Origin of the sequence: uncultured Roseibium sp. (genome assembly GCF_947496995.1) — a bacterium.
Lineage (GTDB): Bacteria > Pseudomonadota > Alphaproteobacteria > Rhizobiales > Stappiaceae > Roseibium.
The window spans coordinates 258,106-270,772 of sequence record NZ_CANMFD010000003.1 but is presented as its reverse complement, the minus strand read 5'-3'; the positions used below and the strand labels follow the sequence as shown (position 1 = coordinate 270,772).

General features: G+C 61.2%; 10 protein-coding genes. 2 read left to right on the top strand and 8 right to left on the bottom strand.

The features are described from left to right. Nucleotides 1-37: 37 nt before the first annotated feature. The 7 genes from Q1B40_RS14085 to urtA all read right to left on the bottom strand — a co-directional run bounded on the left by Q1B40_RS14085 (nucleotide 38) and on the right by urtA (nucleotide 6,673). A complete protein-coding gene (locus tag Q1B40_RS14085) occupies nucleotides 38-412 on the bottom strand; it encodes a zinc ribbon domain-containing protein (protein ID WP_299815704.1) in 375 nt (124 codons plus the stop codon). Nucleotides 413-421: 9 nt separating this feature from the next. Then, on the bottom strand, nucleotides 422-1,651 hold the full coding sequence (fmdA, locus tag Q1B40_RS14080) for a formamidase (protein WP_299815701.1): 1,230 nt from the start codon (nucleotides 1,649-1,651) through the stop codon (nucleotides 422-424). Between the two features lie 62 nt (nucleotides 1,652-1,713). Beyond that, nucleotides 1,714-2,403: an urea ABC transporter ATP-binding subunit UrtE gene (gene urtE / locus Q1B40_RS14075; RefSeq protein WP_299815698.1), complete on the bottom strand. Its 690-nt coding sequence runs from the start codon at nucleotides 2,401-2,403 to the stop codon at nucleotides 1,714-1,716. A gap of 9 nt (nucleotides 2,404-2,412) precedes the next feature. Beyond that, nucleotides 2,413-3,168 (bottom strand): urea ABC transporter ATP-binding protein UrtD, encoded by a 756-nt coding sequence (gene urtD, locus Q1B40_RS14070; RefSeq protein WP_299815695.1) that lies wholly within the window; start codon nucleotides 3,166-3,168, stop codon nucleotides 2,413-2,415. Nucleotides 3,169-3,180: 12 nt separating this feature from the next. Next, nucleotides 3,181-4,350 (bottom strand): urea ABC transporter permease subunit UrtC, encoded by a 1,170-nt coding sequence (urtC, locus tag Q1B40_RS14065; RefSeq protein ID WP_299815692.1) that lies wholly within the window; start codon nucleotides 4,348-4,350, stop codon nucleotides 3,181-3,183. 10 nt (nucleotides 4,351-4,360) lie between these two features. Further along, the gene (gene urtB, locus Q1B40_RS14060; protein WP_299815688.1) at nucleotides 4,361-5,287 is read right to left on the bottom strand and encodes an urea ABC transporter permease subunit UrtB; all 927 of its coding nucleotides are present in this window, start codon (nucleotides 5,285-5,287) and stop codon (nucleotides 4,361-4,363) included. A 207-nt stretch (nucleotides 5,288-5,494) separates the two neighbouring features. Continuing rightward, nucleotides 5,495-6,673 carry an urea ABC transporter substrate-binding protein gene (gene urtA / locus Q1B40_RS14055; RefSeq protein ID WP_299816530.1) on the bottom strand — a complete coding sequence of 393 codons (1,179 nt, stop codon included), beginning with the start codon at nucleotides 6,671-6,673 and terminating at the stop codon, nucleotides 5,495-5,497. Between the two features lie 526 nt (nucleotides 6,674-7,199). On the opposite strand from urtA, the gene Q1B40_RS14050 reads away from it, so the two are divergent. Continuing rightward, the gene (locus Q1B40_RS14050; RefSeq protein WP_299815685.1) at nucleotides 7,200-10,613 is read left to right on the top strand and encodes an ATP-binding protein; all 3,414 of its coding nucleotides are present in this window, start codon (nucleotides 7,200-7,202) and stop codon (nucleotides 10,611-10,613) included. Further along, nucleotides 10,600-11,523, top strand: a complete 924-nt coding sequence (locus Q1B40_RS14045; RefSeq protein WP_299815682.1) for a DNA-binding response regulator — start codon at nucleotides 10,600-10,602, stop codon at nucleotides 11,521-11,523. The genes Q1B40_RS14050 and Q1B40_RS14045 overlap by 14 nt, the downstream gene beginning before the upstream one ends. Before the next feature lie 13 nt (nucleotides 11,524-11,536). On the opposite strand, the gene Q1B40_RS14040 is transcribed toward Q1B40_RS14045, so the two are convergent. After that, nucleotides 11,537-12,454 (bottom strand): SMP-30/gluconolactonase/LRE family protein, encoded by a 918-nt coding sequence (locus Q1B40_RS14040; RefSeq protein ID WP_299816528.1) that lies wholly within the window; start codon nucleotides 12,452-12,454, stop codon nucleotides 11,537-11,539. Between the last annotated feature and the right edge of the window lie 213 nt (nucleotides 12,455-12,667).

The window sequence follows — 12,667 nt, the reverse complement described above, 5'->3', positions numbered from 1 at the left end:
CCTGACGCCCGGTCGTGACCAACCGGGCGTCTTCGGATCAGTGGCTGATCATCCAAGGCCGTTTTGAGGGGAAGGTCTTGCTGCCGTCGGCCTTGTAGACCGCGCTGGAGCGGAAGTTTCCCTTGCCGCCCGAACAGCAGGAACATCCGTCCGGATGGCGCTTGCGCGCTTCCTTTGCCCGATCCTCGCGCCCGGACCTGGTCGAGAAGACCGGGTTGTGGCGCGCAGTTTCGTTGCGCTCGAAGGCCGAGCGCTGTTCTGTCGAAAGACCCGGCATGTTCGGCGCCCGCAGGAGGGCCCTCGGGGCCTCCTGCCTGCACGCCGGACAGTCGATCGGATCTGCGTGCGCGGACATCGGTCGCTGGGCGGTGATCGGTCCGCAGGAAGCGCAGAGATAGTCATAGACCGGCATGGGCGCTCCTTAAAGATCCGGTGCCAGCGGCACGTCGATGGACCCGTCGAGATGCTTTATCGGCCCGTCCGAGCCCGGCATCATGTCGAATTCGAAGATGTCGGTCGGCAGCCACAAGGTGGCACAGGCGTTGGGAATATCGACCACACCGGAGATATGTCCCTGCACCGGGGCGGTGCCGAGAATGGCGTAGGCCTGGGCGCCGGTGTAGCCGAACTTCTTCATGTACTCGATGGCGTTGAGACAGGCCATGCGATAGGCGATGTGGACGTCCAGGTAATGCTGGGTGCCGGCCTCGTCTACCGAAATCCCCTCGAAGATCAGGTAATCATCGTATTTCGGCGTGATCGGGGAGGGCTTGAAGATCGGGTTCTTGACGCCGTATTTGGCGATGCCGTCCTTGATCAGTGACACGCGGATGTGCAGCCAGCCGGCCATCTCGATGGCGCCGCAGAAGGTGATCTCGCCGTCGCCCTGGCTGAAATGCAGGTCGCCCATGGAGAGACCGGCCCCGTCCACATAGACCGGGAAGTAGATCTTCGAACCGCGGGACAGATCCTTGATGTCGCAGTTGCCGCCGTGCTCGCGCGGGGGCACGGTGCGGGCGCCTTCCGCGGCGGCCTTGTCTCTAGCCTCGCCTTTCATCTGGCCCATATGCGCCGACTGGGTGTTGGGCAGGGCGGCAAGGGCCGGAACGCGGTCCGGATCGGTGTTGAAGAGAGACGTCTCACGCTCGTTCCAGGTGTCGAGCATCTTGCGGTCCGGCAGGCAGCCGATCAGGCCGGGGTGGATCAGCCCGGCGTAGTTGACGCCCGGAACGTGACGCGAACGGGTGAACATGCCCTCGATGTCCCAGATCGACTTCTGCGCTTCCGGGAAGTGTTCGGTCAGGAAACCGCCGCCATTCTGCTTGGAGAAGAAGCCGTTAAAGCCCCAGAGCATTTCTTCCTTGGCGCCGATGTCGAGAATGTCGACGACAAGAAGGTCACCCGGTTCGGCTCCCTTCACGCCGATCGGGCCGGACAGGTAGTGCACCTGTTCCAGTTCCACGTCGCGCACGTCGGCGGCATCGTCGTCGTTCTTGATCTGACCGCCGGTCCAGTCGTAGGTCTCGACCTTGAAGTCGTCGCCCGGTTCCACCCAGACCGCCATCGGAATGTCGGGGTGCCAGCGGTTGTGGATCTTCTCGTTGGTATGCGGAGACTCGCTCAAGTCTACCGAGATCAGCGTATCAGCCATGGGGTTCTCCTCTTGAAAGTGCGCCGTTTTCCTGAGCGCGGTTGAGCTTTGAAAGATCCGGATCAGACGGACAGGAAGGCGGAGACCTTCGCCTCGTCGAGATCGGCACGTGGCTCGTCGTGGACGAGCCTGCCGTTCTCCAGGACAAGGACGCGGTCGGCGACATCGAGCGCGAAGGACAGGACCTGTTCGGACACGACGATGGACAGCCCGTGCTCATCGCGGATGCGTTTCAGCACCCGTGCCATTTCGCGGATGATCGACGGCTGGATACCTTCCGTCGGCTCATCCAGAAGCAGGACCTTGGGATTGGTGGCGAGCGCCCGGGCGATGGCGAGCTGCTGTTGCTGCCCGCCGGAAAGGTTGCCGCCGCGCCGGGACTTCATGTCCAGCAGGACGGGAAACAGCTCGTAGATGTCTCCCGGCACCTTGCTTCGCCCGCTTATGGTGAGGCCGGTCTCGATATTTTCCTCGACCGTCATGGTCGGGAAGATCATCCGGCCCTGGGGCACATAGGCGATGCCCCTGGCGACGCGCTCGTAGCTCTTGAGCGTGGTGATGTCGATGCCGTCGACGGCGGCGTTGCCGTTGCTGGTCGGGATGATACCCATCAGCGATTTCATGAGCGTGGTCTTGCCCATGCCGTTGCGGCCCATGATGGCGATGATCTCGCCCGGTGCGACCGTGAAATCCAGGCCGTGCAGGACTTCGCTCTGGCCGTAGGCGACGTGGTAATGTGCAACATTCAGCATGATTGCCCCCTAATGACCGAGATAGACGTCGATGACTTTCGGGTCGGACTGCACCTTGGCCATGGAGCCCTCGGAGAGGATCTTGCCCTGGTGCAGGACCGTGACCCGGTGGGCGATGTCCTCGACGAATTTCATGTCGTGCTCGACCACCATCACCGAGCGGCCCTTGGTGATTTCGTTGAGGAGTTTCGCGGTCTGCTTGCGTTCGGAGACGCTCATGCCGGCGACGGGTTCGTCCAGCATCAGCAGTTCCGGGTCCTGGATCAGCAGCATGCCGATCTCCAGCCACTGCTTCTGGCCGTGGCTGAGAAGGGCTGCCTGCATGTCCAGGAGTGTGTCGAGAAACACCATTTCGGCAATCTCGCGCACCCGTGCCGTCACCTCCGTGTCCCGCTGGAAGGTCAGGGCGCCCCAGACGCTGCGGCCGCGCGGAAAGGAGAGTTCCAGGTTTTCGAAAACCGTCAGATCCTCATAGATGGACGGGTTCTGGAACTTGCGTCCGACCCCTTCGCGAACGATCTCGTGCTCGCGCATTTCGGTCAGTTCCCTGTTGCGGAACTTGATCGATCCTTCGGTCGCCTTTGTCCTGCCGCAGATGAGGTCGAGCACGGTGGTCTTGCCGGCGCCGTTGGGGCCGATGATGACGTGGATCTCATTCTCGTCGACGTAAAGGTTCAGGTCGTTGACCGCCTTGAAGCCGTCAAAGGAAACCGTCAGGTTTTCGATGGCGAGCAGGAAGTCCGTATTGTTGGTGATGGTGTTCATCGGTATGCGCTCCTACTCTGCGGGCCTGGCGGCGGGGTCTGGTTCGAACGCCGGTGTGTCGATGGCACCCGTTCCGGTGGAGCCTCCTTCCGGAGGTTTGCGGAAGATCCAGCGGTCCACATGCGGTGCCAGATAGCTGCGATAGAGACCGGACAGTCCGTTCGGGAACACCAGCACCACGGCGATGAACAGTGCGCCGAGGCCGAAGAGCCAGAGTTCAGGGAAGGTCTCGGAAAAGGTCGTCTTGGCCCAGTTGACCAGCAGGGTTCCGTAGACCGCCCCGAAGATCGACAGGCGGCCGCCGACCGCGCAGAAGATCACCATCTCGATGGAGGGGACGATGCCGACGAAGGAGGGCGACATGAAGCCGACCTGCAGGGTGAACATCGCCCCGCCGATGGCCGACAGGACGGCGGCGAAGCAGAACACGAAGATCTTGAAGTTGGCCACGTCGTAACCGGAGAAGCGGACCCGGTCCTCCTTGTCGCGCAGGGCAACCAGAAGCCGGCCGAGTTTACTTTTCAGCACGAACTGGCACAGCACCAGGACGCCGAGCAGCAGTGCGCCGTTGAGAAAATAGAGGAAGTACTTGGCGTCATCGGACCGGATGTCCCAGCCTTTCAGGGTCCTCAGATCGGTGATGCCGTTGACCCCGCCGGTGTAGCCCTGCTGGCCGATGATCAGGATCGTCAGGATGGCCGCGATTGCCTGGGTGATGATGGCGAAATAGACGCCGCCCACCCGGCGCTTGAACATCGCCGCGCCGATGATGAAGGCAAACAGAGCCGGGACGACGAGGATCGCCACAAGGGTGAAGGTCAGGCTGTTGAAGGGTTCCCAGAACCAGGGCAGCTCCGTGATCTGGTTCCAGTCCATGAAGTCCGGAATGCCGGGTGTCGACTGGATGGCGGTCGCCTCCGGAGTGGAGGACTCCAGTTTCAGATACATGGCCATGCAGTAACCGCCGAGGCCGAAGAAGACGCCCTGGCCAAGGCTGAGGATGCCGCCCTTGCCCCAGCACAGCACCAGGCCTATGGCGACGAAGGCGTAGGTCAGGTATTTGCCGATCAGGTTGAGCCGGAAAATATCCATGGACATCGGCATGACGACGAAGAGCAACGCGGCCAGGATAATAAGGGCGAGGATGTCCTGCCGCGCCATGAAGGATTTCAGGTTGATCATGGGAACCTCCTCAGCGACGGATCTTGGCGGAGAAAAGACCTTCCGGGCGCAGCATCAGGATGCCGACCACGGTCAGGAGCGTGAGTACCTTGGCCATCGAGCCGGACAGGAAGAACTCCATGGTCGACTGGGCCTGGCTGATGGCAAAGGAGGAGGCGATGGTGCCGAGCAGGCTGGCCGCGCCGCCGAAGACGACGATCAGGAACGTGTCGACGATATAGAGCTGGCCGGCGGTCGGTCCGGTGGAGCCGATCATGGTGAAGGCGCTGCCGGCGACGCCGGCAATGCCGCAGCCGAGTGCGAAGGTCATGCGGTCGACCTTCTCCGTGTTGATGCCGACGGCACCGGCCATCACCCGGTTCTGCACCACTGCCCGGGACTGCATGCCTGTGCGTGAGCGGAACATCAGGAAATAGACGCTGATCGCGATCACCAGCGTCAGCACCATCACGAAGATGCCGTTGATCGGAATTTCGATGATGTCGGTGAGGGGCACGGAACCGAGCAGCCAGTCGGGAAGGGTCACGCCGACCTCGCGGGCGCCGAAAATCGACCGGTAGGCCTGCTGCAGGATGAGGCTGAGGCCCCAGGTGGCCAGCAGCGTGTCGAGCGGCCTTCGATAGAGATGCCGGATCAGCGACCACTCCACCAGCGCTCCCAGCGCTCCGGCGACGAAAAAGGCCAGGATCATGGCGAAGAAGAAATAGACGCCGAACAGCGCGGGAACAAACGCTTCGACGAAGTTCGAGCACAGGTAGGTGACATAGGCGCCGAGGATCATGAACTCGCCATGGGCCATGTTGATGACGCCCATCTGGCCGAAAATGATCGCAAGGCCGAGGGCCATCAGGACGAACACGGAAAACAGGATCAGTCCGGCAAAACCCTGCATGGCGAAAATGGACCCGAGTTCTGTCCATGAGTAGTCGGCGAACATTGCGCGCATCTCCATGCTGCGGGGCCGGGTTGAATGAACCTCGTGCCCCTCTTGCGGGAAAAAATGTGGAACGGTGTCGGAGTGGGGCGCTGCGCAGGCTGCATGCGCGCAGCGCCCCGGGTGCGACCCGCCGTGGCGGCGGGCAGGTCCTTTCCCGATCTTTCCCCTGGCCTCAACGGGGGCGGATCGGGAGAGGTCGGCCGGGGCTTACTGGTAGCCTTCCGGGAACGGATCCGGCTCCATCAGGTCCGCGGTTTCATAGACCAGCTCGTACTGGCCGTCGGGCTTGGCGAGGCCGATGCGGGTCTTGGACCACAGGTGATGGTTCTCATGCACACGGACATAGCCTTCCGGCGCCGTGGTCAGTTCGATGCCCGGAGATGCCAGACGCACCTTGTCGATGTCGAAGCTGCCGGCCTTTTCGACCGCTGCCTTCCAGAGCCAGGGACCGAGATAGGCTGCCTGGGTCACGTCGCCGATGACAATTTCGTCGCCCCACATTTCCTTGAAGGCGCTGACGAATTCCTTGTTGTTTTCATTGTCGAGGGACTGGAAGTATTTCATCGCGGCATAGGCGCCTTCGATGTTTTCCCCGCCAATGCCGCGGATCTCGTCTTCCGTCACCGAGATGGTGAGCAGAACCGGCTTTTCCTTGGTCATGTCGATGCCGGCAGCCTTGAGCTGCTTGTAGAAGGCGACGTTGGAGCCGCCGACGACGATCGCGTAGATCACGTCAGGCTTTTTCAGCTTGATCTTGTTGATGACCGAGTTGAACTGGGTGTGGCCGAGCGGATAATACTCCTCGCCGACAACCTTCATGCCCAGCTTCTCGATGTGCTTGCGGGCGATCTTGTTGGAGGTGCGCGGCCAGATATAGTCGGAGCCGAGCAGGTAGAAGCTCTTGGCACCCTTTTCCTTGGCGACCCAGTCAATGCCGGCGAGGATCTGCTGGGTGGCTTCCTGGCCGGTGTAGATCACGTTCGGAGACTGCTCCAGGCCTTCGTAGAAGGTCGGGTAGTAGAGCATGCCGTTGTACTGTTCGAAGACCGGCAGGACGGCCTTGCGCGATGCGGAGGTCCAGCAGCCGAAGACCGCGGCAACCTTGTCGCTCACCAGAAGCTTCTTGGCTTTTTCGGCAAAGGTGGGCCAGTCGGAGCCGCCGTCTTCCTGGATGTATTCGATCTTGCGTCCGAGGACACCGCCCATGGCATTGATCTGCTCGATCGCGAGCTTTTCGGCCTGTACCGATCCGGTTTCTGAAATCGCCATCGTGCCGGTGACGGAATGCAGGATGCCGACCTTCACCGTGTCTTCGGTGACCGCAAGTCCGGTCGTGTTCACGTCATCGGCGTGCACAGGTGCTATGGCACCCGCGGTGACCAGCATTGCCGCGGCGGCCGTCCCCGTCAGGACAGACCGGCGCGAGAGCCGGTGTTCAATCAAGTCTTTCAGACGTCGCATTCTTGGACCCCTCCGTGTTTGAGGTTGAGGCAGAGTGCCGGACGGCGTCTCTGCATGTCTCAAGGCTCGTCTGAATTTGTGCACTGCCGCAATGCGTCAGTTGCTGTGGGTTAATTGACTTATTTGCGAAGATTTAATTGTGTGAAACAATTCAAAGTTTGCGAAGCTTTTCGTAAGGAAAAATAACGATAAACACTTGAATATCGAGATTGTTCCTTGTGATTTTCCTTGGTGAATAAAGTGGGTGAAATATTTATTTCGCTAACTGCAGATTGTTTTCTGGCGAATACCACCAAAGAGGCATGGATATTGCTACAAATCACAGGGTTGCGTGCGTGCTGGATTATTTCGCCGGGAATGCCGGGAGAATAAGCGCTCTGCACATGAATGATGGTTGCGGTGCACAATCGTTGGGCTCCGCATCGGATGATCGGAATGTCGGGTGGGGTGAATGCCAAGTCATCAGCGGGTAGTCCGTCTGCGTCGGACCTACAATCAATGGGTGGCCAATCAGACCCTGGAAGACTTCGCTCTGCGCTTCACCGCGAAAAGCGCACGCCGCTGGTCCCCGGTCTGGGTCGCCAATACCGCGCTCGGCGCCATTTCCTTTCTCGCCCTGGAAGCCATCGGAGCTTCCATCACCTACAATTACGGTTTCACCAACGCGGTTTCGTCGATCCTCGTGGTCGGCCTGATCATTTTCATCACCGGTCTGCCGATCTCGTACTACGCGGTCAAATACGGTGTCGATATCGATCTTCTGACCCGGGGTGCGGGCTTCGGATATATCGGCTCGACCGTGACGTCGCTGATCTACGCCAGCTTCACCTTCATTTTCTTCGCGCTGGAAGCGGCGATTATGGCGACGGCGCTGGAACTGTTCTTCGGCGTGCCCCTGAACATCGGATATCTGGTCTGTACACTGGTGATCATCCCTCTGGTGGTCTACGGCATCACGCTCATCAGCCGGCTGCAGATCTATACCCAGCCGGTCTGGATCGTCCTGCAGCTCCTGCCGTTCGCGTTCCTGGCCTGGCAGGGGCTGGCGCCGCTGGAGGACTGGCAGAATTTCTCCGGCCGTTACGGCGACGAGGGCGGCCGCTTTGATCTTTTGCTGTTCGGGGCCGCCAGCGCCGTCCTGTTTTCCCTGATCGCGCAGATCGGCGAGCAGGTGGATTTTCTCCGCTTTCTGCCGCGCAAACGGCAGGGTCAAAAGCTGAAGTGGTGGCTGGCCCTGCTGGCGGCGGGACCGGGCTGGATCGTGGTCGGCGCCATCAAGCTGCTGTTCGGGTCCTTCCTGGTGGTGGTGGCGCTGCAGAGCGGCCTCAGCCCCGACAAGGCCGTCGAGCCGACACATATGTATCTGGTCGCCTTCACCCGGGCGACGACCCCGGAAGTGGCCATCGCCCTGACAGGGGTGTTCGTGATCGTCTGCCAGATCAAGATCAACGTCACCAATTCCTATGCCGGCTCGATCGCCTGGTCGAATTTCTTTTCCCGTCTGACGCACAGCCATCCGGGCCGGGTGGTCTGGCTGGTGTTCAACGTGGCGATTGCGCTCGCGCTGATGGAACTCGGTGTCTACAAGGCGCTCGAGCGCACGCTCGGGCTCTATTCCGTGGTGGCGGTCGCCTGGATCGGCGCGCTCTTCGCCGATCTGGTGATCAACAAGCCGCTCGGCCTGAGCCCGCCGCATATCGAATTCAAGCGCGCCCACCTTTACGACATCAATCCTGTCGGGCTCGGGTCGATGACCGTCGCCAGCCTGACCGCGCTGGTGGCCTATTCCGGCGTGTTCGGCCAGACCGCCCACGCGCTTGCCAGCTATATCGCCCTGATCGTCGCAATCGTGCTGGCGCCGCTGATCGCCTATGCCACCAAGGGGCGCTACTATATCGCCCGTCAGCCGGAAGCCCCGGCGAAAGGAGCCGCGGCGCAGAAACTGTCCCTGCGCTGTTGCATCTGCGAGCATACCTTCGAGCGCGAGGACATGGCCCATTGCCCGGTCTATGCCGGTCCGATCTGCTCGCTGTGCTGTTCGCTGGATGCGCGCTGCGAGGATGACTGCAAGGAAAATGCACGCATCGGCGACCAGGTGAAAGCGCTGCTGCACGCGTTATTGCCTACGGACGTGGCCGGGTGGATCAGTTCGCGCCTCGGTATCTATCTGTCGGTGATGATGATCGTCACCGTGTCGCTCGGCGCGATCCTGTCGCTGGTTTACGTCGAGGCGAGCATGCTCGGCTCGGATGACAGCCGCGAGGGCATTGGCCGGGCGCTGACACAGGTGTTCTTCATTCTGCTCGTGATCTCGGGCGTGATGACCTGGCTGTTCGTGCTGGTGCATGAAAGCCGCAAGTTCGCCAATGAGGAAACCCGGCGCCAGACCAGCCTTTTGATGCGCGAGATCAGGGCGCACAAGCGTACGGATGCGAAGCTGGAAAAAGCCAAGGAGGCGGCCGAGTCCGCCAACCAGGCCAAGAGCCGCTACGTGGTCGGGATCAGCCACGAACTGCGTTCGCCGCTCAATGCGATCGCCGGATACGCGCAACTGATGCGCAAGGACCCCGCCATCCCGGCGCACCGGCGCGATGCGGTCAGGGTGATCCAGCATTCGGCGGACCATCTGGCCGGTCTCATCGAGGGGCTGCTCGACATTTCCAAGATCGAGGCCGGGCACCTGACGATTTACCGCGAACGCTTCAATTTGCACGAATTCCTGGCGCAGATCGTCGACATGTTCCGCCTGCAGACCGACGCCAAGGCGTTGCAGTTCAACTTCGAACCGGCCGCCCATCTGCCGGTCTATGTGTTCGGCGATGAAAAACGCCTGCGCCAGGTCCTGATCAACCTGCTGTCCAACGCGATCAAATGGACCGATCGCGGCAGTGTCAGTCTGACGGTGACCTATCACAGCCAGGTGGCGGAATTCGCGGTGACTGATACGGGCATCGGCATCGCCAGGGAAAACCTGGAGCGGATCTTCAACCCGTTCGAGCGGATAGAGGAGGAGGGCCAGTTGTCCGTGCCCGGCACCGGTCTCGGACTGACCATCACCAAACTTCTCAGCGAGATCATGGGCGGCGACATCCAGGTGGAGAGTGAGCCGGGCAAGGGCAGCCGTTTCAAGGTCCGCATGCTGCTCAGTGCCGCGGAGGCGCCAGCCAGATCGGTTCGCTCCGAAAAGCGGATTGTCGGCTATCAGGGGCCGGTCCAGACGGTGATGGTTGTCGATGACGATCCGACGCAACGGACCCTGATCCGGGATGTCCTGACGCCGCTCGGCTTCAAGGTCCTGATGGCTCCGGGAGGGCAGGCCTGTCTGGAAATGGCCGGCGTCGAGCAGCCGGATGCCTTCCTGCTGGATATCAGCATGCCGGGCATGAGCGGCTGGCGGCTGGCACGCAAGCTGCGCGACAGCGGGCATGGCGATGCGGTCATCATCATGATTTCAGCCAATGCGGACGACAGCGGCCGCGATCCGCTGCACCGGATCTATCATGACGACTATCTGGTCAAACCGGTGCGGCTGAACGACCTGCTGGAAAAACTGCATCTGGCCCTGAAGCTTGTCTGGCGCACGGATGAGCCTCAGAGCCGGACGGCGCTGCAGGACTATACGCCGGCGGGGCCTCCCGAATTCGACAGTGCTGCGTTGCCCTCGGAGGAGAGCCTGGGAATGCTGAAACAACTCAGCAGCATCGGCTATATGCGCGGCATCCGCGCCAAGCTGGACGACATCGAAGCGCATGAGCCGCATGCGGCCGGCTTCGTCGCCCACATGCGCGAGCTGATCCGCGAATTCGACCTGACCCGATATGACAAGCTCCTGGAAAGGCTCGGACATGATCATGAATGCTCTTAGTGAGACTGTGCTGGTTGTCGACGATACGCCGTCCTCTCTGGGCATGCTGACGGATGCCTTGGAGGAAGCTGGTTACACGGTGCTGGTGGCGCGTGACGGCAGGAAGGCCCTGGATATTGTCCGGCAGGTCACCCCGAGCGCAATCCTGATGGACGCGGTCATGCCCGACCTCGACGGCTTCGAGACCAGCAAGCGGCTGAAAACCTTCGAGGCGCTGCGCGACGTGCCGGTGCTTTTCATGACAGGCCTGAGCGAGACCGAGCATATCGTCCGGGGCCTGGAGGCGGGCGGTGTCGACTACATTACCAAGCCGGTCGATCCGGACGAGCTGATTGCCCGCTTGCGGGTGCATATTTCGAACGCCCGCAATTCCCACAGCGCCCATGTCGCACTGGATGCCTCCGGCCGGTTCCTGCTGTCGGTCGACCTGTCCGGCAACATCCGCTGGGCGACGCCCCAGGCCCTTGAACTGGTCGAAGGACGCCTGGTTGGCGAAACCGCCGGGGGCGGGAAGCTTCCGGCGTCGACAATCGAGTGGTTGCGGCAGTTGCTACTGGATTCAGGAAAGGCGCCGCAGATGGGCCGGGACACCGTCGCCAGCATGTCCGGACGCGATCTGAGGTTCAGCTACGCCGGGGTGATCAGCACTACCGAGCATCTCCTGAGGGTTGTCGAGGTCTCGGGGGGCGAACCGTCGGATGTGCTGAAGGCGGCGTTCAATCTGACGGAGCGCGAAGCGGAAGTCCTGAGCTGGATCGCCAACGGCAAGTCGAACAAGGAAATTGCCGCGATCCTGGAGATGAGCCCGAGGACGGTCAACAAGCATCTGGACCGGATCTTCGGCAAGCTCGGCGTCGAGAACCGCACGTCTGCGGCCATCCTGTCCCTGAGAAAGCTGCTGGAGCAGTAGACCCGGCCGGAGCCTATCCCGGCGTTGTGCCGTTGGTGAACACATAGACCGAATAAAGCGATGTGGTGCCGCAGATGAACAGGCGGTTTCGCATGGCACCCCCGAAGGTGACATTGGCGACAATCTCCGGGATCCTGATCTTGCCGATCATCACCCCATCCGGCCGAATGCAGTGGACGCCTTCGGCGGAGCTCGTCCAGACACGTCCCTCGCGGTCTACCCGGAAACCGTCGTAAAGCCCGCTTGTGCTTGTTGCGAACACGCCGCCGCCGGACAGCCTGCCGTTCTCGCCGACCTCGAACCGTCTGATGTGGGCGGGACCGTCCTCCTGATGGGTGGTGCCGGTGTCGGCGATATATAAAAAGCGCTCATCGGGTGAAAAGGCCAGGCCGTTCGGCTGGACAAAATCATCAGCCATCCGGTCGATGCCGCCCTGTGGATCGATCCGGTAAACGTGACACCCGTCCTGCTCGAGCGGGCTCACCTTGCCTTCGTAGTCGGTGGCAATTCCGTAGAACGGATCGGTGAACCAGATACTTCCGTCGGAAGATACAACGACGTCGTTGGGGGAATTAAGCCGCTTGCCGTCATAGCTGTCGGCCAGCACGGTCAGCGATCCATCGTGTTCGGTGCGGGTCACACGTCTGGTGAGGTGTTCACAGCTGACCAGACGGCCCTGGCGATCGACCGTGTTGCCATTGGAGAAGTTGGATGGTGCGCGGAACACCGACACCGAGCCGTCTGTTTCGTCCCAGCGCATCATCCGGTTGTTGGGAATATCGGACCAGACGAGATAGCGGCCGGCTGCGAACCAGGCCGGCCCTTCGCACCACCGGGCACCGGTCCATAACCGTTCCACGTGAATGTGCGGCGCGAACAGCGTCTTGAAATCCGGTTCAATGACTTCGAACCCGACACCCTCCGAAATCATCATGCGCCTCGCCTTCCTCTGATTGCCAACCGGCTGTTTGCACTTCGCGGAGAAGGAGCCGTCAAACGCCTCCGCCGGCACTCCCGCCACCTCGGAAATGCTGATGTCTGCCGCGCTGTTGCACACTTTCGAACAGCTCGAATTGCTTGCACATTAATTAGCCAACTGGTATACACATCTACTGGTATGATGAATACCAGATAATAGATACCG